This is a genomic window from Mesorhizobium sp. L103C105A0, assembly GCF_000502215.1.
In the GTDB taxonomy this organism is placed as follows: domain Bacteria; phylum Pseudomonadota; class Alphaproteobacteria; order Rhizobiales; family Rhizobiaceae; genus Mesorhizobium.
On the sequence record NZ_AYXF01000002.1, the window covers coordinates 268,513 to 290,929 of the forward strand.

Here is a 22,417-nt window from a genome sequence, read left to right on the forward strand (position 1 = left end):
AACCTTACGGAATGCCTGTTGTTCGAGCAAAAGAACCGCCGCCAAGCACTTGCCGGCGCCTTGCGAATCCAGCGCTCAACCAGCGTCGCGCACCCTGGTCAACGCCACCGAAAGCTTCTCCTGCTGATCGCGGTATTCGTCGAGTTTTTCGCGCTCGGCCGCGACGATCTCTTCCGGCGCGCTGGCGACGAACCGTTCATTCGACAGCTTCTTGTGCAACCGCGCGATTTCCTCGGTCACCTTGGCCAGTTCTTTCTGCAGCCGCGCCGCCTCGGCGGAGAGATCGATCAGGCTGCCGAGCGGCAGGCAGACCGTCGCCTCGTTGACCACGATCTGGGCCGAGCCCTTGGGTGCCGCGTCCTCCAGCGAGATATCGCCGACCCGCGCCAGCCGCTTGATGGCGGACGCATGGCGGTCGAGCCTCTGCCGGGTCTCGACGCTGGCGCCAACCACCACCAACGGTGCGATCGCCGCCGGCGGCACGTTCATTTCGGAGCGCACGGAGCGGATGCCGGACACCAGATCGACCAGCCAGTTGATGTCGGCGGCCGCGTCCGCGTCCTCGAAGTCCGGCGACGGCCAGGCGGCGTGGCAAAGCAGCGTTGCGCGCGTCCGGCCCTCGCCCGCCGTCTGCGCCCACAACTCCTCGGTCATGAACGGCATCATCGGGTGAAGCAGCTTGTAGATCTCGTCGAGCACGAAGGCGACGCAGGCGCGGCTTTCGGCTTTGGCCGCCTCGTCAGTGCCCATGAACACCGGCTTGAGCAGTTCGAGATACCAGTCGCAAAACAGGTTCCAGACGAAGCGGTAGGCAGCCCCTGCCGCCTCGTTGAAGCGGTATGAGGTGATGCCCTCGGTGATCGCGTGCGACGCCCGGGTCAATTCGGTCAGGATCCAGCGGTTGACCGGCAACTTGGCGTCGTTCAGCCAAAAATCGTCATTGCGCGCGACCTCGTTCATCTCGGCAAAGCGTGTCGCGTTCCACAGCTTGGTGCCGAAATTGCGGTAGCCGGCGATGCGCGCCGGATCGAGTTTTACGTCGCGCCCCTGCGCCGCCATCACCGTCAGCGTGAAGCGCAGTGCGTCAGCACCAAACTCGTCGATGAGGTCGAGCGGATCGATGACGTTGCCTTTCGACTTCGACATCTTCTGCCCGTTCTTGTCGCGCACCAGCGCATGCACATAGACGGTGTGGAACGGCTCCTCGTGCATGAAATGCAGGCCCATCATCATCATCCGGGCGACCCAGAAGAAGATGATGTCGAAACCGGTCACCAGCACGTCGGTCTGGTAATAGGTTTTCAGCTCCGGCGTGTGATCCGGCCAGCCCAGTGTCGAGAACGGCCAAAGCGCCGACGAGAACCAGGTGTCGAGCACGTCCTCGTCGCGGCTCAGGATCTCGCCCGGCTTGAAGGTCTCGAGCTTGTCCTCGACCCAGGCCTTCCATGGACCTTCCAGCGCCAGATAATATTCGATCGCGGCGCCCAGCGCCTCTTCCTCGGTCTTCTCGACGAAGACCCGGCCGTCCGGCCCGTACCAGGCCGGGATCTGGTGACCCCACCATAGCTGGCGTGAAATACACCAGGGCTGGATGTTCTCCATCCAGTCGAAATAGGTCTTTTCCCAGTTCTTGGGCACGAAGTTGGTACGGCCTTCGCGCACCGATGCGATCGCCGGCTTGGCCAGCTCGGCGGCGTTTGCATACCACTGCTCGGTCAGAAACGGCTCGATCGGCACGCCGCCGCGGTCGCCATGCGGCACGGCGTGGCGATGCGGCTCGATCTTGTCGAGGAAGCCGCCGGCCTCCATCAGCTCGACGATTTTCTTGCGCGCGACGAAACGGTCGAGACCGTCGAGCTCGTCCCAGACGGCCTGGCGCTCCGGCGTCACGTCGAGCCCGGCGAGAAAATCCTCGTTATCCCTGAGCGTTATTGCCGCCTCGATGGTCAGGATGTTGATCGCCGGCAGCTTGTGGCGCTTGCCAACCTCGAAATCGTTGAAGTCGTGCGCCGGCGTGATCTTGACGGCGCCGGAACCCTTTTCCGGGTCGGAATACTCGTCAGCCACAACCGGAATTTTCCGGCCGACGATCGGCAACACGACATTCTTGCCGACCAGATGCCGGTAGCGCTCGTCGTCCGGGTGCACGGCGACTGCCGTATCGCCCAGCATCGTCTCGGGCCGTGTCGTCGCCACGGTGATGAATGTCCCAGGATTTTCCGGATCGAAAATCTCGCCCTCGATCGGATAGCGGAAGTGCCAGAGATTGCCATTGACCTCCTGCGGCTCGACCTCCAGGTCGGAGATCGCCGTCAACAGCTTCGGGTCCCAGTTCACAAGGCGCTTGTCCTTGTAGATCAGCCCTTCCTTGTAGAGGCTGACAAAAACTTCGAGCACGGCCTTGGACAGGCCTTCATCCATGGTGAAGCGTTCGCGCGACCAGTCCGCCGAGGCGCCGAGCCGCTTCAGCTGGTTGAAAATGGCGCCGCCGGACTCGGCCTTCCACTCCCAGACCTTGTCGATGAACTGTTCGCGGGTGAGATCGCGGCGATGTATCTGCTTTTCCATCAGCTGGCGTTCGACCACCATCTGCGTGGCGATGCCGGCATGATCCATGCCGGGCTGCCACAGCACGTTTTTGCCGCGCATGCGCTCGAAGCGCACGAGTATGTCCTGCAGCGTGTTGTTGAGTGCATGGCCCATATGCAGCGAGCCGGTGACGTTGGGCGGCGGGATGACGATGGTGAAGGCCTCCGCCCCCTCCTCGGCGCCGGCGCCGGCGCGAAATGCGTCCGCCTCTTCCCAGATTTTGGCGATCCTGGGCTCGACGGTCTTGGCGTCGTAGGTCTTTTCAAGCATGGGAAAATGGTCCGCGCGGTCGGGAGTTTTGCTGACCCGGTGTAAATCGGAAGGTTTTGGCCAAGTCAACCGCGAGGGCGGCCTCAGTCCTTCAACGCAAATAGGCGGGGCCCTGGTCATTTCAACGGGAAGGCCATGCCTGCACCTTCATCGTCAGCGATCCCGACGGTAACCTGATCGTGTTCGCGACATCGGCCGGAAGCTGACCTGCAGCGAAAGCGTCGCCCGAAGGCGGCGCCTTAATCCGGAACGGGCTATGGTGATGTCTACTGCGCGCCGCGCGCGACGCGCTCGATTTCTTCGCGTACCAGGCGCTCGACCAGCGTCGGCAGATTGTTGTCCAGCCAGTCCTGCAACATCGGCCGCAGCATCTCCTCGGCCATCTCGTCGACGGTCTTCTTGCTGCGGCTGGCGAAGGCGTCGGAGAGCTCGCCGAAGGCGGCTGCGACCTGCCGTCCCGTATGTTCCGAAACGATCGCCGACCGAACCGGAGTTGTATCGGCCGGGCGCGCGTGCTCGCTGCGCGAAGGATGAGCCTCGAAAGCCGGCTCGGCAGCGAGATCGTCTTCGAAAGCCTCGACCTCCGCGATTGCTGCCTGCCGATTTTCAGTCTCTGGCTGCCTGATCTCCGGCTGCCGTACTGTCTCAGCCGGTTTTGTCTGATTGCCAACCGCCGCGATTTCGCGGCGCCAATCCGTGACGATCGAGTCGGTGGTTTCCGCCTTTGCCCGCACTGCAGCTTCTGCCCTGACGGCGGGAGCAGGCTCGCTGGCTATCCTGGCGCTCACTTCCGCCAGGGTCATCGGAGCATGCGCGGGTGGCGCGGCGGTCGTGGCATTTGCCGCAATGGCAGGCTTCACTGGCGACGGCTCGGAGCGCGGCTCCGGCCGCGCAACCACCGGCTCGGCCAGTTGGGCCTGCACCTCGGCCAGCGTCACCGGCTTCTTGCTTTCGGTCGAGCTGTGCAATTCGCTGCGGAATGCCTCGACATCCGAAACAGGCCCGGCGGCCGGCACAAGGTCCTGGCGCAACTCATCGGCGTCGCCCGGCAGCTTGCGGCCGGTGTCGCTGTCTTCGATGATCCTCCTGATGGAAGCCAGTATTTCTTCCATGGAAGGTTCGCGCTGTGCGCTGCTTGCCGTCGCCATCGTCACATCCGCCGCCCCCGCGCATGATCCCGAAAATCGATTTTCGATTTTCGAAGAGGATCAGGCGCAAATCAAAGTTCTACAGCGTCCTTTGCGCATCCATCGGACGCGTGGCGCTGTAGTGACCCGTTCCTGGATTCCTGTCCGGCAAAGCCGGATACGAATCATGGCGACAGCGTAGCCGACGGATCGCCATCCGAGAATCCCCAATCTCGGAAGACGCCGGATTTCAACAATTTAGGCTACAAAAGACAAACGCCGCGCATCCATGGGAAGCGCGGCGTGAAATGCTTCAACCCTGGCGGGATTTGAGCCGCCCAGGTGGGCTCAACGACCGTCCGGCGTACGCAGCCCGATCCATTTGTCCTTGACGGCTCTGTAGTGCTCTTCAGGCTTGTACTTCACCACATTCAACGCCAGGCGATCGGCCGACAGGCGGCCCATGGCCGACAGGATGGCGTAGCTGGCTACAACCACATCGCGCTCGGAGCTGGCGAGGTCGATCTTTGCCGAGATGACGGCGTTCTGGGCATTCAACACGTCGAGCGTGGTGCGCTGTCCGACATTGCGCTCCTCGATGACGCCGTTGAGCGCCAACTGTGCGGCCGCGATCACCTGCCGATTAGCGTCGACGCTTTCCCGCGCTGCGATGTATTGCGTCCATGCCGAGGTCACGGCCTGGCGCACCGAGTCACGGCTGACATCCACCTCGATGCGAGCCTGGCTGAGCGATTCCTTCGACTGACGAACGAGTGCGGAGGTACGGCCGCCCGAATAGATCGGAACGGTCAGCGTCGCGCCGACCGTGGCGGCATTGGAGTCGCCGTCCGAATTCCCCGCGCCAGGTACAGTATTTTGATAGGCATGGGAAAGGCCGGCACTGGCAGTCAACTGCGGCAGCAACGCACCTTCCTGCGTCTTTACATCAAATCCCGCTGCATCGACGGAATGTAGGGCGGCCAGGATGGCCGGATGCTCGTTCGATGCAATGCCGATCGCCGCCTCGAGACTCCTCGGCAACAGCTTCGCCAACGGCGACGCGGCCTTGAGCTTGCCCGGCTCGTCACCGACGATCTGATGATAGGTTGCCGCACTGGCCAGAGCCTGCGCACGGGCAGCACTCAATTGCGCCACCGCGGCCGAACGAGACGCGTCGGCCTGCGCCACATCGGTGCGCGTGCCCTCGCCGACCTCGAAGCGCGAGCGCGCCGCGCGCGCCTGCTCGGTCAGGAACTGCAGATTCTGTTCGGTCAGCACCGCCACCTGGCGGTCGCGAATCACGTCCATATAGGCGCTCGCCGCGTTGAACAGCGTGTTCTCTTCGGTGTTGCGCAGGCCCTCGACCGAGGCCCTCACCTGTGCAGCGGCCGACGCGACCCTGTTCTTGGTCTGGAAGCCGTCGAACAGCGTCTGGTCAATCCGAACGCCGAAGCTGCCGGTGGTCAATGCCAGGCTCGCGTTCCTGCCGTTTAGGTGCCTGGAGGTGTAATCGATGTCAGCCGAACCAGTGATCACCGGGCGATAGCCCGACTTGGCGATCGCCACGCCCTCATCGGTGACGCGCACGCCGGCACGGGCCGAATTCAGCGAGGAATTGTTCTGGTAGGCCTTGGAAAGCGCGCCGAGAATGGTTTCCGCCGAGGCGGCTATCGGCGAAAGCGCTGTCGCGGAAATGAGGACGGTAACAAACAGACTCTTGGCTAAGGACGGCACTTTATATCCCTCATTCGTTTTGCACGGGAACCACGCCACGCCAGCCCATCCCTAGGGATCGGCCAGCGCCGCGTCGATCTATCGTTCCCCCGCTGACAGCTCCCGAAACCCCGGTTAACCAATCAGCAACGATTGTTCAATCGTAAGCCAACATGACAGAGTCTTTGCTGCAAGGCAAAATCACTTAGAACTCGAAGGCATGAATGCGTTCAAATCCGGGTAGTGGCTTAATTGCCGCATTAAATGCCCGTCTTCCGGTTACAACCCCCCCTGCGTTGAAAAAGAGCCGGGCTACGCCCGCATTGCCCTGCCCTTCCACAGCCACCAGCCGGCCGCCTTCGGCAAGCTGGTCAAGCAGCGCCGCAGGCACTTTCTCGACGCTGCCGCCGATGAGAATCACATTGTAGGGCGCCTTGGCGGCATGACCTTGCGGCAGTGGGCCGGTGACCACCGTGACGTTATCGCAGCCCTGCGCCGAAAGCGCCGCTTTGGCTGCTTCCGCCAGTGCTGTATCGCTTTCCAGCGCCACGACGGATTTGGCCAACCTGGACAGCAGCGCCGCGGAATACCCGGTGCCGCAGCCGACATCGAGCACCGAATCGCCAGCGTCGATCTCGGCCAACTGCAAAAGCTTGGCCAATGGCGACGGCTCCATGAGGTAGCGCGCACCGCTGCCATTGGTGCCGTCGGAGATGCGGATATCCTCGTCAATATAGGCGAGAGCCTGTTGGCCGGCCCCGACAAAGGCCTCGCGCGGCACGGCAAGCATGGCATCGAGCAATGCTGCGTCGGTCACATCCGTGGTGCGGACCTGGCCGTCGACCATCTTGACGCGAAGTTCGGAAAAATCAGCGCTCATGTCCCAACCAATCCGTCAAAAAGCCAATGCGCTGAAATGCGCTTGTCGCGCCGACACTGCGGCGCATTCGCCCGGAACTCAAGCCCCCGACATGCGGGAGCTGAAGCGACTGGAGGCCTCGCCCGGAATCGAACCGGGGTGCAAGGATTTGCAGTCCTCTGCGTAACCACTCCGCCACGAGGCCTCATCGCTCCCGGCGAGCGAACTCAATATGGTGGCAGCGAAAGGTCGTCAAGCGTCCGCGCGGCATTCCGGCGCGCTTTCCTCATCAGCCGCCGCAACGTGGTTCCCGAGCGATTTCAGCGCTTGGCGCACCGGCATATTGGCCGCTCGTCAAGCATGGCTGCGCGACCGGCGAAACTCGAACCCGCAGCTTTACGCAGCGGGTGCAAACCGGCTTTCACCGCATATCGCGCGCGGCTGGCACCAGCAGTTGCCGTTCTCAAGGAGATCTTGAGGGGGAAATCTGCGACGGGCTGGAAAAGCGAAGCGGCCGCTCCGGGATCGCGCGCCATCGCTTTCAACTTGGCCGGCGACGCCGTTCCCACCAGACGACGAACCGGCGCCGCAGGCGGCGCACCGCGGCAAATTCGTAGGAAAGCACCAAAAGGCCGAGCGGAATCATCCAAAAGCCGAGAATCGGCAGGAAGCCGAGAAGGCCGAAAAACACCAGAACGATACCGATGGCGATCCTCAGCCCGCGCGAGCGCGGCATGGTGAACTCGCGCCCGAACACCGAGATTTTCCGCGCCGGTGCCTGGTTTTCGTCTGCTGCAGTCATGTCGAAAGTCGATCCGGTTGCCTTCGATAAAGCCATATGCGCTAAAGGCTGCAATCGCCGTTCAGGTTCCGCCGACCAAGGTCCGACGGCGCCCAAGACGGCTCATATGTGGTGTCATCCGGCGATTGCCAGAAACCATTGGGTGAAAATGCGCTAAAAAATGCGAAATGCTTCTTTGCAAAGCCGAAAAGGGTTTGCTATAGGCTGCGCCACTCACATGAGAGCCTCTATTCCCCGGTAGCTCAGTGGTAGAGCAACCGGCTGTTAACCGGTTGGTCGCTGGTTCGAATCCGGCCCGGGGAGCCACCGCCTTTTCTAAGCCGTGGTGCGATCTTGTACACTACAGCGCCATTGTCCGCGCACTTCGGTCCGCTTAGCTTCTGCCAGAACGGCTGGTAACAGCTACGAAGCCGATCGAGGCAGTTTGGTGGGCATCGCGCCCCTGCCCTCGCCCGAAGGCAGCCTGATAACGCCCGGTATCACCTATGAAAATACCAAATCGGGAGGACGTTGGTGCAAACCAAGAAGATCATCAATGACGGCAATCGGGCCGTCGACGAGATGCTGGAAGGCATCCTGGCTGCGCATCCCCGCCATCTCAAAGCCGTTGACGGAAGCCCGCGCTCGATCATCGCCCGCGATGGACCGCGCCAAGGCAAGGTAGGCCTCGTCATTGGTGGCGGCTCGGGCCACGAGCCGAGTTTTCTCGGCTTCGTCGGCAAGGGGCTGGCCGACGCGGCGGCGATCGGCAATGTCTTCGCCTCTCCGCCGCCCGACCCGATCCTCGAATGCGCCAAGGCGGCGAGCGGCGGCGCCGGTGTGCTGTTCATGTACGGCAACTATGCCGGCGACGTCATGAATTTCGACATGGCGGCCGAGATGGCCGCGATGGACGACATCGAGGTGCGCACGGTGCTGAGCACCGACGACGTCGCTTCCGCGCCCGTTGGCGACAGGCACAAGAGGCGCGGTGTCGCCGGCAACTTCTTTATCTTCAAGGCGGCAGGCGCCGCCTGCGACCGCATGTTGTCGTTCGATGAATGCGAACGCATTGCCGGGAAAGCCAACGACCACACCTTTACCATGGGCGTCGCATTGGCGCCCTGTTCGTTGCCGCAAACGCGCCGGCCGAATTTCGAAATCGGACCCGACGAGATGGAGATCGGCATGGGCATCCATGGCGAACCCGGCATCGCACGCGGAAAACTCAAAACGGCCGACGAGATCACTGACGAAATGCTGGACAGGATTCTCGCCGAGATGGCGCCGGCACGCGGCGAGAAGGTCGCCGTGCTGGTCAATTCGCTGGGTTCGACGCCGCTGATGGAACTCTACATCATGAACCGGCGCGTGAAGCAGAGGCTTGACGATATCGGTGTATCCATTCACGCAAGCTGGATCGGCAATTACTGCACCTCGCTCGAAATGGCCGGCGCTTCGATCACGCTGCACCACCTCGATGACGAGTTGCAAACGATGCTCGACCACCCTTGCGAGTGCGCCATGTTTCGCGCCGGCTAAACTGGGGACGGCAAGGAGCAAGAGATGACGACAATCGACACCGCCCGCCTTGCCGCGATGTTCGTTGCCATTGCCGACGCCATGTCGGCCGACAGGGACCGGCTGTGCGCGCTTGACGGGGTGATTGGCGACGCCGACCACGGCATTGCCATGGAGTTGGGATTTGCCGCGGCACGCGATGCAGTTGCGGCATTGGATACCGGCGCCACCGATCCGACCATCTTGCTGAACACCGCAGCAAAGTCGTTCCTCAACGCCGTCGGCGCCTCCTCAGGCCCGCTCTATGCCACGGCATTCATGCGCGGCGCGGCCGCCGTCAAGGGCAAGGCGACGCTCGACGACGCCGACGCGGTCGCTATGTTCCAAGCGATGGCCAGAGGCATTCAGGATCGCGGCAAGGCCGAGCCTGGTGAAAAGACGATGATCGATGCGTGGGCGCCGGCCGCGAGGGCTGCGGGCGAGGCACTGGCCGCCGGCAAGGGGCTGGCCGGCAGCCTCGCGGCTGCAGCCGAGGCGGCAAAGGCCGGCGCGGAGGCGACCAAGACGATGATCGCCACCAAGGGCCGGGCCTCCCGCCTCGGCGAACGCTCGCTTGGCCATATGGATCCAGGCGCGGCGTCCGCCGTAACCGTCATCGAGGCGATGCGGATCGCCTTGACCGGCTAGGTCGGGAGCGGATCCTCAGCGCTTCGCGTCGAGCTTGTCGACAGCCTGCACGTTGGCGGCAGAGGGACCGTTCGGATCGAACTCCGAGGCCAGCCAGGCGTCGGCGATCGATTTGGCCAGTTCGGGGCCGATGACGCGCGCACCCATGGTGATGATCTGGGCATTGTTGGATTTCGCAGCGCGTTCCGCCGAATAGGTGTCGTGGGTTAGCGCGGCACGGATTCCGGGCACCTTGTTGGCCGAGATGCTGACGCCGATGCCGGTGCCGCAAAACAGGATGGCGCGGTCGTAATTGCCGTCGACAATTTCGTGGCCGACCGCAGCGGCAATATCGGCGTAGAATCCGGCCTGGCTGAGATCGACGACCTGCAGTTCTGGCTTGGTGGCGAGATGCTTGGCGATGACATCGAGCAGCGGCTTGCCGGCGCTGTCGGCTCCGAGTGCGATCTTCATGGCAATTAACTCCTTCGTTTTCGTGGTCAGCGCGCGATGGCGGCCGACGCCTTTTTGAGAATGTCGATATAGCCTTCCGCTTGCCATGCCGAGCGGCCGATGAACAGCCCATCGATATGCGGCTGGCCGATCAGTTCGGCCGCGTTGCCGGGATTGACGCTGCCGCCGTAGAGCACAAGCGGGGCGGTCGGCAACCGGGTTGCTGCGACCTGCTTGATCAGCGCCTGCTGCTTGTCGGCATAGTCGGCGCTGGCCGGAATGCCTTTCTCGCCGATCGCCCACACCGGTTCATAGGCAAAGAGTATCTCTGCCGACAACTCATTGTTTGCGAGACCCTGCAGCGCGCCCAAAACCTGCGCGGTCAGGATTTCGTCGGCGCGGCCGCCCTCGCGCTCGGCCAGCGTCTCGCCGACACAAATCAAGGGTACGAAGCCGTGCTTGACTGCCGCTGCGGTTTTCAGTCCCACGATCTTGTCCGTCTCGCCAAAATGCTCACGGCGCTCGCTATGGCCGAGTTCGATCAGGTCGAGCCCACAATCCCTCAGCATCACCGGCGAAATCTCGCCCGTCCAGGCACCGGCATCGGCCCAATGCATGTTCTGGGCGCCGACCTTGACGCGGGTGTTGGCGAGCGCCGCCTTGACCTGCCGCACCGCGGTGAAGGGCGGAATGACGAAAGGCTGTATCGCCGGATCGAAGCCGGGCGCGAAGGCAGCCAATGCCTCGGCGAACTGCAGCGCCTCCGCCAGCGTCTTGTTCATCTTCCAGCTGGTGCCGACCCAATATGGGGTCATTCTTTTCTCCTTCGATCCGAATTCGGATGATGCGTATTTCCCGACTTGTGCGCCGGCGTTTTGCGTCAGGCGCGAGGCTTGAGATCGTTGCGGCCGCTGTCGATGTAAGGCGCCCAGAAATCCACCGACTCGCGGATCATGGCAATAACTTGATGATCGACCGGTTCCCTCTCCCGGAAGGAAAGTTCAAGGCAGATCTCATTGTCGGTTCCGCCACCCGCCCGCACGGCATCGAGCAGCTTCTGCGGGATGATGCGGCCATCCTTGTTGTAGGCGGCGGTGAACGGCCAATGCCCGCCCTTGTTCATCGACGATTGCTTGATGTGGATGATCGGCGATTGCAACGGGAACGCTTTCGCCCAGGCATAGGGATCAGTGTCGTCAGGATTGGGCGAGGTCACGTCGCCATGGTCGATGTCGACCATCATCTGCATCGGGATCGGCAGCTTGGCCGCATCGATGGCGCCCTGCAATTCGACGCAGCTTTCGATCGTGTGGCCAAACTCGCGGCCGACCGACATCGGTTCCCAGAAAAGGTAGGTCAGGCCCGCCGCCTTGGCGTTTTCGGCCACTTCGCGCCAGCATTCGAGCGCGATGTTGAGAAGTGCTGCGCGCCGGGTTGGATCGTCAAAATCCTTGTAGGTGAATATGGCGAACTGCGTGCCCATGCCCGACGCGCCGAGTTCGGCGGAGATGTCGGCGAAGGTCTTGAACCAATCGACATAATAGCGGCGCACATCCGCGTCCGGATGGCCGAAATGATTGAGCCGGCCATAGGGACCGGTCATACCCGAAGTGATCCGCACGCCGGTCCGCGCCAGGGCGCTGTTGAACAGGCGAACGAACTTGGCGATCGTTGCCGCCGGCCAGCCCGGATTGACGAATTCATGCGTCAGCTGCACGTCGCGGATGCCGATGCCATAGGCAATGGCGTCGATCAGATCGTCGGGATCGGCGAAGCGATTGACCAGCGGGTTGGTGTTCAGCGAAAGCGTGAAGGCCATCAGTTCACCGCCGCCATTGTCTTTGTGCACCAGTCTTGGAATGTTTTCCGCTCGGCCGCATTGATATGCAGCCCGTGTTTGGTCCGGCGTTCGAGAACGTCGGCGGCGGTCATCGCCCATTCGGTCTCGAACAGGAAGACAGCTTCGAGCTCATAGAAATCCGGGCCGAAACGACGTCCGAGATCGGCTTCGCCTTTTACGCCTTTCAGCAAGGCGCGCGTGCGCGTGCCGTAGCTGCGGGCATAGTGCTTCACCAGCGACGGGCTAAGCCACGAAAACTCGGCGTGCAGATCGCCCAGGAACTGCTCGAAATCCGCGTTGGGCAGGTCGCCTCCCGGCAGGGGAATTTTGGCTGTCCAGGCCTTCTTCATGGTCGGAAAGAAGGGCTGGATCTTTTCCAGCGCATGTTCGGACAGTTTGCGGAAGGTGGTGATCTTGCCGCCGAACACAGAAAGCAGCGGCGCGCCACCGTTCGGGGCGTCGAGTTCGAAGATGTAGTCGCGCGTCACCGCGCTCGGGTTGTCGGCATTGTCGTCATAGAGCGGACGCACGCCCGAGAAACTGTAAACCACGTCTTTCGCGGTCAGCTGTCGCTTGAAATAGCGATTGACCACCTTGATCAGATAATCGATTTCGCTGGCCTCGGCCGCCACTTCTTCGGGCCGGCCCTCGTAGGGAATGTCCGTCGTGCCGATCAGCGCCAGATCGTTCTCATACGGGTTGACGAAGATCACCCGCTTGTCGTTGTTCTGGATCAGATAGGCCTGCCGCCCCTCCCAGAATTTCGGCACGACGATATGGCTGCCCTTCACCAGGCGAACGTTGCGGGTGGAATTCTGCCCGGCGACGCGGCTGACGATGTCATTCACCCACGGCCCAGCCGCATTGACCAGCCCGCGTGCGCGGACCTTCGTCACCGCACCGGTGCGGCCATCCTGCATGTCGATGGACCACATGCCGCCTTCGCGCCGGGCAGCAATACAGGCGGTGCGGGTGAAGACTTTTGCGCCGCGCTGACTGGCGTCGAGCGCATTGAGCAGCACCAGCCTGGCGTCATCGACCCAGCAGTCGGAATATTCGAAGCCGCGCTTGAATTCGTCCTTGATCGGCTCCCCTTCCGGCGCGGTCCTCAGGTTCAGCGTCCTCGTTCCCGGCAACCGCTTGCGGCCGCCAAGATGGTCGTAGAGAAACAGCCCGAGCCGAACCAGCCATGCCGGCCTGTCTTCGGGGCTGTGCGGCAGCACGAAGCGCATCGGCCAGATGATGTGCGGCGCCGCCTCAAGCAGCACCTCGCGTTCGATCAGCGCTTCGCGCACCAGCCGGAACTCGTAATATTCGAGATAGCGCAGACCGCCATGCACCAGCTTGCCGGAGCGCGAGCTGGTGCCTTGTGCAAGATCGTCCTTCTCGCACAGGATGACCGACAGCCCGCGACCGGCAGCATCACGCGCTATGCCGGCGCCGTTGACGCCGCCGCCGATCACGAAGAGATCGACAATATCTGACGTATCACTCAAGACTTTGCTCCTGTGCGGTGCGCCATGCCCTTCCACACCGGCCGCAGCGCCTGGCGCGCCGCGACGAAGGATGGAAACAGCGCATCGTAGGTTTGGGAAAGCGCCTCGTCATAGGCGTCGCATTCGCCCAGAAGCGGCGTCACCCATTCGGCGCAGCAATCATCCATGGAGCGATAGACGCCGAGCCCGACCGCGGCCATCATCGCCGCACCCGCGGCGCCGGCTTCCTGGCGGCTGCTGGTCCTGACTTGCGCGCGGGTCGCCGCAGCGATGATACGGCGCAGCGACGGGCTGCGCGCGGCGCCGCCAGACAGGCGGATTTCGCCGGGCACGCTGCCCATTGCCTGGTAGCAATCGCGGGCCGCGAAGGCCAATCCTTCGAGAACTGCGCGCGCCAGATCGCCAAAACCGTGCTTGACGGAAAGCCCGATGAAGCCCGCGCGCGCGTCTGGATCGACGAACGGTCCGCGTTCGCCGGCAAGCGAGATGTAGGGCTGATAGACCAGCGACCCCGGTTCCGATCCTTCGACCCAGACATCGAGCGCTTTCAGCAATTCGTCGCGCGAAGGCTTGGCGCCGCTGGCGGTCAGCACGTCGCGCGCCAGGCCGAGCAGCCAGTCGATGTTGAGCGTCGCCGCCATGTTGGATTGCAGTTGCGCATAGGCGCCGGGAACCGGCATGGCGATCGTGTAGCCGGACGCGTTGTCGTTGAGGATGACATCGTCGGCTGTGCGCGCCAGGCGCGTGTGGATGCCGGTCGAGCCGATGACCGTGCAGCCAACATTGCCGCTTGGATCATAGAGGCCGGCGCCGAGCGCGGTGCTGACCATGTCGACATAGCCCAGCACCACCGGCGTGCCCGCAAGCAGGCCGGTCTCGCCTGCTGCCGACGCAGAAAGCGGATGATGGTCGGTCGTGCCTTCGAGCATGGGGGGCAGCAGGCGGCGGTGCGACGTCAGATCGAGAATGTCGAGCACCTCGTCGGAATAGCTGCGCGCGCGGAAATCGCCGAAGGTGAATGTTCCCTCCGAAGGATCGGTGGCGCGCTCGCCGGTCATCTTGAAATAGAGCCAGTCCTTGCAGTGAAAGGCAGTGGCGGCGCGCTCCAGGATTTCCGGGCTGTTTTTCTTCAGCCAGCTGAGCTGAGCGCCCTGCTGGCAGGCGTTGAGCCCGGTGCCGGTGATCTCGAACCGCGTGCGATCCCGGGGATCGCCGCGCATCTCGTCCACCAGATGTCCGGCGCGCGCATCGAGCCAGAGCCACGCGCGCCCGACCGGCATGCCGTCGCCATCGATCAGCCAGGTGCCGTCGCCCTGCCCGGTGACCGCGACGGCCGCGGTTCGCCGCGCGAGGTCTGGAATTTTCGTCGCCAGATCGAGAACGGTCAGCACCATGTCGCGCCAGGTCTGATTAAGGTCCTGTTCGGCGCCGCCGCCTTCCAGCGTGACGAAGCTGTTGGTCACCGATGCCATGGCGAGCTGCCGCCCCGATAGATCGAAAGCGACCGATTTGATCACGGACGTTCCCGCGTCGATCCCGATCAGCAGGTCTTTCATGCCGCAAGTTCCGGATGGTTATGAAGGCAAGTCACAAGGAGCAGTCTTTGTTGTCTCGAAGCCATGGAAGAGCCAGGGAGTGTCCGCGAAGGACACCCCCTGAGCAGGTTTTTATTCCGACAGCACGAAGGGTGCGGTGTACTTGTCCACATTGTCCTTGGTGATGAGCAGGCAATCGAACAGCTGCTTCTCGCTGGTGGCGCCAGTAGCGCCCGACTTGATGAACGAGTCGGCCTGCTGCACAGCCTTGGCCGAGAAGATGGCCACCGGCTGAAGCACGGTGTACTGCAGTTCGCCGGACTTGATGGCCGCAACCGCATCCGGGGAACCGTCAAAGCCGCCGACCTTGATGCCGGCGAGCTTGCCAGCTTCCTTCAGCGCCGCAACCGCGCCAAGCGCCATTTCATCGTTGCCGCTGATCACGGCGATGATGTCGGGATTGGCCTGCAGCATGCTCTGCATCTTGTCATGGCCCTGGGTACGATCCCAGTTGGCGACCTGCGAAGCGGCCTTTTCGAGATCCGGATACTGGCTGAGCACAGTCGCGTAGCCGTTCGAGCGCGTGGCGGCGTTGTTGTCCGACGGGGCGCCGAGCAGTTCGACATACTTGCCCTTTTCACCGACCGCCTGCACCCACTGCTGGGCACCGAGAGCCGCACCCTGGGCGTTGTTGGAGACGAGCTGTCCCTTGGCAAGACCTTCCTGGTTGATCTCGGCATTGACGAGGAAAACCGGGATGTTGGCGGCAATCGCCTTCTTCACCGCGCCGACCGAACCATCGGCATTGGCCGGGTCGAGGATGATCGCCACCGACTTGTTGGTGATGGCGGTGTCGATCAGATTGCTTTCGGTATTGGTGTCGCCCTTGTGGGCGGCGACGTTGGCTGTATAGCCAAGCTTTTCGGCTTCGGCCTTGGCAACGTTGCCTTCGGTCAGCCAGTAGGGGTTGGCCGGATCGTTGACGATGATCGAGATCAGGCCCGCGGCCGATGCGGCTGCGCTAAACCCGACCACCATCGCGGCGGCAAGCAAACTTCTAAGCACGATTTTCATGTACATTCCTCCAATGATTTTACGCGGTCCTGCTGCCAGTCAGCTGGCAGTCTTCCCTTGGGCAGGATTGGCCGGTTCGGCCTTCCCCCGTTTCTGAGAAGTCGGTTGGCCGCCCGTCGAAGCTGGAAGCTTGCTACGGCGGCGATACTGAACGGCATTGAGGAGCACGGCGAGCACGATGACGGCGCCGGTGAACACTGTCTGCCAGTAGGATGAGATGCCGATGATCACCAGACCGTCGGACAGGAAGCCGATGACGAAGGCTCCGAGCAGGGTGCCGCGAATGTTGCCGCGCCCGCCGGTGAGTGCGGCGCCGCCGATGACGACGGCGGCGATGGCCGTCAGTTCGTAAGTGGTGCCAGCGGTCGGTCCGGCCGAGGTCAACTGCGAGGACAGGATCAGGCCGGCAATGGCGGCACAGATGCCTGAAAGCACATAGACCGAAATCTGCACAGTCTTGACCGGAACGCCGGACAGTTCGGCGGCGCGCTCATTGCCGCCCGAGGCGTAGAGCCAGCGCCCGAACGCGGTGCGGTTCAACACGATGCTGCCGATCAGCGCGATGACCGCCAGCACCACCACGCCGGTCGGCACGCCGAACAGACGGTTGAAGCCAAGCGCGTCGAAACCGGTGTTGCCCAACTCCGGCTTGCCGCCGAGATTGTTGTAGGTCAGGCCGCTGGTCATCAGCAGTGCCAGGCCGCGCGCCATGTACATGACGCCGAGCGTGGCGACAAAGGCCGGAACCTTGAACCGCGCGATCAGCACGCCGTTGATCAGCCCGACAGCGGCGCCCAGCATGCAGGCCAGCACCGCGACCACCCAGACCGGCGGATAGAGAACGACGCCGAGCCAGGTCAGCGTCACGCCTTGCATCAGAAAACCGGCGACGACGCCGGCAAGCCCGAGCGTCGACCCCACCGACAGGTCGATGCCGCCATTGAGGATGACGAGCAGCATGCCGATGGCGAGAATCCCGAAGATGGCGACATGCGAAGCCATGGTCAGGAAATTCGCCACCGAGAGGTAGTAGGGCGACAGGATCGAGAAGACGACAATGATGACGATCAGGGCAAAGAAGGCCCGGCCTTCGAGCAGCAGCTTGGCCACGTCGAAGCCCTCTCCGCCCGCATTGGGGCTGGACTGTTTGCTGGCCTGGCTGACATCGCTCATGGGTCGGGGCTCCGGAAATTCTGTGGTCAGGCGACCACGGCTTCGCCGGAGGCGGCCATGATCTGCTCTTTGGTGGCGTTGGCGCCGAATTCGGCTGAAATCTTGCCGCGCCGCATGACGACGATGCGGTGGGCGATGCTGAGGCACTCATTGACCTCCGAGGTCGAGAAGACGACCGCCAGGCCTTGCGCGGCACGCTCGCTGAGCAAGCGAAAGACTTCGGCCTTCGCGCCGACGTCGATGCCGCGGCTCGGCTCGTCGAGAAGGATGACCTTGGGATTCGTCGTCAGCATCTTGCCTATGACGACCTTCTGCTGGTTGCCGCCCGACAGCGATCCGATCATGGCGTTGCCGCCCGCGGTCTTGATGGTCACCTTGCGGATCGAATCGTCGATCAGTGCGCGCTCCCTCTGCCGGGAGAGGAAGAGCCCCTTGGCGAATGCCTCGATGCTGGCAAGCGACAGGTTGCGGCCGACGGTCATGGTCTGAACCAGGCCATCGCGCTGGCGGTCCTCGGGGACCAGAACCAGACCTCGGGCGATGCGCTGGGCAATGGTCAGCCCCGAGACGTCCTCACCCTCCAGCAGCGCCCGCCCGCCCGCCATGGGCACACGGCCGGCGACGGCCTCCAGCAATTCCGTGCGGCCCGCGCCCATCAGCCCATAGATGCAGACGATCTCGCCCGCTTTGACATCCAGCGACAGATGATCGACGACGTAGCCTGAACCCGAAGCGTCGGTGACGCTGACATCCTCGATCGACAGCGCCACCGCGCCGAACTCGTGGCCGGTCGGCGGCGAGCCGAGATCGAAATTCTCGCCCACCATGTTGCGGACGATCCATTCGAGGTCGATGTCCTTGGCCTCGGCCGTTGCCGTGATCGCCCCGTCACGCAGCACGACGGCGTAGTCGGTGATCTGCAGCGCCTCTTCGAGGTGATGCGAGATGTAGACGATGGAGACACCGCGGCTGGTCAGATCGCGGATCACCTTGAACAGCACCTCCACCTCGGTCGCACTGAGTGCGGAGGTCGGCTCGTCCATGATCAGGATGCGGGAATCGACCGACAGCGCGCGTGCGATCTCGACGATCTGTTGCTGCCCCAGGCGCAGGTCCTCGACCAGGGTCATCGGATCGATGTCTTCTTCGAGGTCGGCCATCAGCGCCCGCGCCTGGCGCGCCTCCTCGGCGAAGTCGAGGCCGGTTCTGGTGCGCAGTTCGCGGCCCATGAAGATGTTGTCGCGAACGCTCAGATTCGGCGCCAGGCTGAGCTCCTGGTGGATGATCGAAATGCCGCGATCGCGCGCGTCCGAAGACGAGGCAAAGCTGACGAGATTGCCGTCGAGCACGATGTCGCCGGATGTCGGCGTCACCACGCCGGACAGGATCTTCATCAGCGTCGATTTGCCGGCGCCATTCTCTCCGAACAGGGTGGTGACCTTGCCGCGATGGATGTCGAAGTTGACGCCCTTGAGCGCGTGGACGCCGCCATACGACATGACGACATTGCGCGCCGAAAGCACGGCATCGCCAGTCGCGGGTTCTGTGCCGGCAGTCATTGTCATTTGACGTCCAGCCTCACCGGTGTGACCAGCCAGCTCTTCGGATTGACCAGCTTGAAGACGCCGACCACCGCTATTGTCTTGCCGGTCAAGGCACTGGTATCGACTTTCGCCAGCACCTCCTTCTTCATCTCGTTGTTCAGCGCCGAGCCGGCGTCCTGATACTCGATCTGGTTGGTGAACTGACCAAAGGTGATCTTGCCGGTGGCGTCGCGAAGCTCGGTTCCGTTGATCGCCGGCCCAGTCTGTACGCGGACGGTCAACGTGTCCGGCAAACCGTCGACGGCGACCTTGTAGATGCCCGATTTTCCCTCGCCGACGACGCCGGTGAACTTGACCGAGATGACCGGTCCGACTCCCGCCGGCACGCCATATTCCTTTTCGGCCGTCGCCCTGTCCTTGGCGATCGCCGCCGCCACCGTCGCGGCGTCGGCGGCACGCGCTTCGACATCGGCCTGCACCTTGGGAAATTCAGACTTGCCGTAGTCGGCGGCCGAAAACACCGCGTTGCGAACATCGCCGGCAGAGCCGATCTTGATCACCTTGGTGTCGAGCGCCATGGCGCCGAGCAGAACCACAAACGCAGCGCCGGCAAGCACCCGGCGCAGGCCGGGCGAAGCTTGCCGGGCGGTGGCCTTCGCGCTCATGATGCAACCACCAGCGGTGCGGATTGTCCGTTGTCACGCATTCGAAGTTCCTCCGTTCACGCAGCGCTTCGCGGTCCCGGCTGCATCGTCGAGCTCGACCAGCGCGCGGGCCGTGCATTCGTCGGTGATCAGGCCGCTGAGATAACGGCTTTCGAGTACTGCCTTGATGGCGCGCACCTTCACCTTGCCGCCGGCGACGGCAACGATCCTGCGGCCCTTCAACTGATCGCGCGGAAGCGCCAGTATTCTTTCCGACAGCGCCGTTTCGACCGGACGCCCCTTGTCGTCGAAGAAATGCGCCAGCAATTCACCAACGCCGCCGTCACGCTTGACCTCGTCGATTTCGGAAGGCTCGATCATGCCGGTGGCGACCAGCGACGCCTCCCGCTCGGCCGTGCCTATTCCGACGAACATCAGGTCGGACCGGCTGGCGAGAGCGAACACATCGCTGATGCCGCGCTGGCCAAGCAGCACTTCGCGGTCCTCGGCGGTATTGGCGACAAAAGGCACCGGCATGACGAAAGCCTGCGCGCCGGTCCGCTCTGCCAGGCGATGCATGACGTCGTGCGGGTTGGCGGCGAATTTGCGCGTCACGCCGCCAAGCAGCGAGACGAAACGGATGTGAGCAGCAGTTGCGCGCGTCAGATATTCGACGCTGGCGGCAAGCGTGCGGCCATGGCCGACGCCGATCAGCATGTCTTCGCCGCGATCGATTTCGCGCTTCAGGAACTGGGCGCCGGCAATGCCCAGCCCCTTGAGCGGCAGTTCGTCCTGATCGAGATCGGGAACCACCTCGCAATAGTGGAGCCCATAGGCGGCGATCAGGCGCTGTTCCAGGTCGACGCATTCGGCGACGTCGCCGTCGATGAAGACCCTGACCAGACCTTCCTGGTTGGCCTTGGTGATCAGCCTATGCGCCTTGAGGCTGGTCAGGCCAAGCCGCTTGGCCACCTGGGCCTGGGTCAGACCACCGGCATAGTGCAGCCAGGCCGCGCGCGTGGCGAGGCTGGATTCATGGTCGCGGTTTGCGCTTCCGCCGGAATTCAAGCCATCCCCTCCCCAGTGTGATAATATTATCTTTGTGTGCAAAAATTTTCATACCTTTGCACCGCTGTCAATCCCTCCGCAGATGGTTGCCTCAGCCGACGTTCGGCAGCCAACGCGAGCCTATTAGAAGGTAAGCATACAATATGACCATACGGTAGTGTTAATTTAACGTCAATTTGTGTTACCGTATCCAGTGACGGCATGAGCCCGTAGGCGCCGGCAAATCCCAATCCGGGTGCAAAATGGGAAGGTTGATGCACAGGGCGCAACAAGGGCAAATCGATCGGATTGCCTCAGGAAAAGCTAGGCGTCGGCGATCAAGCGATCAGTCCAGCCGCATCAGGTTCCTGCCTTCGAGCTCGACAACAGCGGCTTCGACCTCCCGCGTGAGGCGCTCGGTGCTCCACCCCAACGCCCGCCCCGCGATCGCGGCAATCTCCTGCAGGTCGCGGCTCGTCAGCGAGCCGCCTATCGCCAACGTGCTGCGGCGCATAACGACATCGGCCAGATGTTCGACGAACTCGTTGCGCGCGATGTAGTCGATTTCCGCCTTGCCGTAGCCGCCGGAGTCCGGCAGGCAACCCTCATCATCCGACCCGTGCCTGGCGATCTCAACGGCTCTGGTCCCGTAGCGCGACAGCAATTGATCAAGGCGCCCTTCCCCGGCGCCCGTTGCCTGCTGTGCCTCAGCCAGCCAGTCCGCGCGCGCGGCGGCATTGGCCGGAAAATCCCGCCCACCGCCGATCGGCATCGACTGAGTCGACATCTTGCGGCTGCGCTGAAAGCGCTTGAGTACGGTATCAGTGACTTCCTCGGCAAAGCCGCGGAACGTCGTCCATTTGCCGCCGACCAGCGAAATGACTGCAAAGGGCCTGTTGCCGTCCGGCTCGGCAACGGGCGCCGAATGATCGCGGCTGATCAGTCCGGGCGTCGCTGCTTCAGACGTCGGCAGCGGCCGGATGCCGCTATAGGCGTAGACGATCTGGTCGCGCTCGAACGCCATGCCCGGCAGCAGCGTTCGCACGCTGTCGAGCAGATAGTCGACTTCTTCGGGTTCGCAGCGGACCGCGTCCGGATTGTCGGCCTTGATGTCGGTCGAGCCGACCAGCGCCAGGCCGAGATAGTCGTAGACCAGGCAGATGCGGCCGTCATCGGCCTCGAAATAGAGCATGCGCCCGGCGAGGCTTTTGACCAGTTCGTCATGCCTTAACAGGATATGCGAGCCCTTGGTGCCGCCNATAGAGCATGCGCCCGGCGAGGCTTTTGACCAGTTCGTCATGCCTTAACAGGATATGCGAGCCCTTGGTGCCGCCGATCATCTTCGATGGAGCACCAAGCAGCGCGTTGACGTCGTCGATCCACGGACCGGCGGCGTTCACCACCAGCTTCGGCCGCACCGAAAAGGCCGCGCCGTTTTCCGGCTGGAAGGTGAGCACGCCATTGGCTGAAGCCGCCAGTGTCGTGTAGTTGGCACCGGCAGACGCCGCGTGAGCCTGCAAGCCGTCGAGGATCAGTTCCAGCACCAGCCTTTCCGGGTGACTTATCTTGGCGTCGTAGTAGGTGCCGGTGGCGACGATCGCCGGATTGAGCGCCGGCATCTCAACAAGCGCCTGCCGCCGCCCGACCATGCGGTGGCGCGGCATGACCTGGTTTCGTGAACCGTAGAAATCGTAGATCATCAAGCCGATCTTGATCAGTATGGCGCCGCGGCTGCGCGGCGCGCTGGTCGAGCCGAACAGCGTTCGCAACGCCGCGAGCATGCCCTTGCTCCACGAGAAGATCGGGATGACGGTCGGCAGCGGGCTGACATAGTGCGGCGCGTTTTGAAGAAGCAGATTGCGTTCGAGCGTCGACTGCGCCACCAGCCCGAACTCGCCGGTCTCGAGATATTTCAAGCCGCCGTGGATGAGCCTCGACGGCGCGGCACTGGTGCCCGAGCCGAAATCCGCCTTTTCGACGATCAGGCAGCTGACACCTTGCGCGCACAGATCGCGAAACAGCCCAGCCCCGTTGATGCCGGCGCCAAGAATGACGACGTCGACTTCGCCGGTCCCGGCCATCGCG

Annotated in this window: 18 protein-coding genes, 2 tRNA genes and 1 pseudogene; 4 read left to right on the plus strand and 17 right to left on the minus strand. The window is 63.0% G+C overall.

Features of this window, described 5'->3' with window-relative positions; all coding sequences use genetic code 11:
- Positions 1-75: 75 nt before the first annotated feature.
- Positions 76-2,859 carry a valine--tRNA ligase gene (locus X727_RS158345; protein ID WP_023744775.1) on the minus strand — a complete coding sequence of 928 codons (2,784 nt, stop codon included), beginning with the start codon at positions 2,857-2,859 and terminating at the stop codon, positions 76-78.
- Between the two features lie 266 nt (positions 2,860-3,125).
- A complete protein-coding gene (locus X727_RS158340; protein ID WP_023833794.1) occupies positions 3,126-4,007 on the minus strand; it encodes a PopZ family protein in 882 nt (293 codons plus the stop codon).
- On the opposite strand from X727_RS158340, the gene X727_RS1000000168450 reads away from it, so the two are divergent.
- Positions 3,949-4,188: a hypothetical protein gene (locus X727_RS1000000168450; RefSeq protein ID WP_196814986.1), complete on the plus strand. Its 240-nt coding sequence runs from the start codon at positions 3,949-3,951 to the stop codon at positions 4,186-4,188. The two genes, X727_RS158340 and X727_RS1000000168450, sit on opposite strands and share 59 nt — an antisense overlap.
- A 146-nt stretch (positions 4,189-4,334) precedes the next feature.
- On the opposite strand, the gene X727_RS158335 is transcribed toward X727_RS1000000168450, so the two are convergent.
- The 4 genes from X727_RS158335 to X727_RS0133445 form a co-directional block, all read right to left on the minus strand.
- Complete coding sequence (locus X727_RS158335; RefSeq protein WP_023667706.1) at positions 4,335-5,720, minus strand: TolC family outer membrane protein; 1,386 nt, start codon at positions 5,718-5,720, stop codon at positions 4,335-4,337.
- 184 nt (positions 5,721-5,904) lie between these two features.
- Positions 5,905-6,579, minus strand: coding sequence for a protein-L-isoaspartate O-methyltransferase (locus X727_RS158330; protein ID WP_023744773.1), 675 nt, complete (start codon positions 6,577-6,579; stop codon positions 5,905-5,907).
- Between the two features lie 110 nt (positions 6,580-6,689).
- A tRNA-Cys gene (locus X727_RS158325) sits at positions 6,690-6,763 on the minus strand.
- 336 nt (positions 6,764-7,099) lie between these two features.
- Complete coding sequence (locus X727_RS0133445; protein ID WP_031203994.1) at positions 7,100-7,360, minus strand: PGPGW domain-containing protein; 261 nt, start codon at positions 7,358-7,360, stop codon at positions 7,100-7,102.
- A 231-nt stretch (positions 7,361-7,591) separates the two neighbouring features.
- On the opposite strand from X727_RS0133445, the gene X727_RS158320 reads away from it, so the two are divergent.
- The 3 genes from X727_RS158320 (at position 7,592) to dhaL (ending at position 9,547) form a co-directional block, all read left to right on the plus strand.
- Positions 7,592-7,666, plus strand: a tRNA-Asn gene (locus X727_RS158320).
- Between the two features lie 207 nt (positions 7,667-7,873).
- Positions 7,874-8,881, plus strand: a complete 1,008-nt coding sequence (locus X727_RS158315; protein WP_023833795.1) for a dihydroxyacetone kinase subunit DhaK — start codon at positions 7,874-7,876, stop codon at positions 8,879-8,881.
- 24 nt (positions 8,882-8,905) lie between these two features.
- Positions 8,906-9,547, plus strand: a complete 642-nt coding sequence (gene dhaL, locus X727_RS158310) for a dihydroxyacetone kinase subunit DhaL (protein ID WP_023821449.1) — start codon at positions 8,906-8,908, stop codon at positions 9,545-9,547.
- Between the two features lie 15 nt (positions 9,548-9,562).
- Here dhaL and X727_RS158305 read toward each other — a convergent pair whose 3' ends face one another.
- From X727_RS158305 to X727_RS01000000164445, 11 genes and pseudogenes are all read right to left on the minus strand, one after another.
- On the minus strand, positions 9,563-10,000 hold the full coding sequence (locus X727_RS158305) for an RpiB/LacA/LacB family sugar-phosphate isomerase (RefSeq protein ID WP_023672592.1): 438 nt from the start codon (positions 9,998-10,000) through the stop codon (positions 9,563-9,565).
- Between the two features lie 26 nt (positions 10,001-10,026).
- On the minus strand, positions 10,027-10,794 hold the full coding sequence (locus X727_RS158300; RefSeq protein WP_023833796.1) for a triose-phosphate isomerase: 768 nt from the start codon (positions 10,792-10,794) through the stop codon (positions 10,027-10,029).
- A 65-nt stretch (positions 10,795-10,859) separates the two neighbouring features.
- Entirely contained in the window at positions 10,860-11,798 is a 939-nt protein-coding gene (locus tag X727_RS158295) for a TIM barrel protein (RefSeq protein ID WP_023833797.1), read from the minus strand.
- Positions 11,798-13,315, minus strand: a complete 1,518-nt coding sequence (locus X727_RS158290) for a glycerol-3-phosphate dehydrogenase (RefSeq protein WP_023714403.1) — start codon at positions 13,313-13,315, stop codon at positions 11,798-11,800. Before X727_RS158290 ends, X727_RS158295 begins: the two co-directional genes overlap by 1 nt.
- Entirely contained in the window at positions 13,312-14,871 is a 1,560-nt protein-coding gene (locus X727_RS158285) for an FGGY-family carbohydrate kinase (protein ID WP_023730751.1), read from the minus strand. Before X727_RS158285 ends, X727_RS158290 begins: the two co-directional genes overlap by 4 nt.
- Before the next feature lie 111 nt (positions 14,872-14,982).
- Positions 14,983-15,930: a D-ribose ABC transporter substrate-binding protein gene (locus X727_RS158280; RefSeq protein WP_023681690.1), complete on the minus strand. Its 948-nt coding sequence runs from the start codon at positions 15,928-15,930 to the stop codon at positions 14,983-14,985.
- Positions 15,931-15,963: 33 nt separating this feature from the next.
- A complete protein-coding gene (locus X727_RS158275; RefSeq protein ID WP_023681691.1) occupies positions 15,964-17,097 on the minus strand; it encodes an ABC transporter permease in 1,134 nt (377 codons plus the stop codon).
- Between the two features lie 26 nt (positions 17,098-17,123).
- Positions 17,124-18,662, minus strand: a complete 1,539-nt coding sequence (locus X727_RS158270; RefSeq protein ID WP_023833798.1) for a sugar ABC transporter ATP-binding protein — start codon at positions 18,660-18,662, stop codon at positions 17,124-17,126.
- Positions 18,659-19,219, minus strand: coding sequence for a DUF2291 domain-containing protein (locus X727_RS158265; protein ID WP_245261046.1), 561 nt, complete (start codon positions 19,217-19,219; stop codon positions 18,659-18,661). Before X727_RS158265 ends, X727_RS158270 begins: the two co-directional genes overlap by 4 nt.
- Before the next feature lie 120 nt (positions 19,220-19,339).
- The gene (locus tag X727_RS158260) at positions 19,340-20,353 is read right to left on the minus strand and encodes a sugar-binding transcriptional regulator (protein WP_023672601.1); all 1,014 of its coding nucleotides are present in this window, start codon (positions 20,351-20,353) and stop codon (positions 19,340-19,342) included.
- A gap of 325 nt (positions 20,354-20,678) precedes the next feature.
- Positions 20,679-22,413, minus strand: a pseudogene (locus tag X727_RS01000000164445) (glycerol-3-phosphate dehydrogenase/oxidase).
- Between the last annotated feature and the right edge of the window lie 4 nt (positions 22,414-22,417).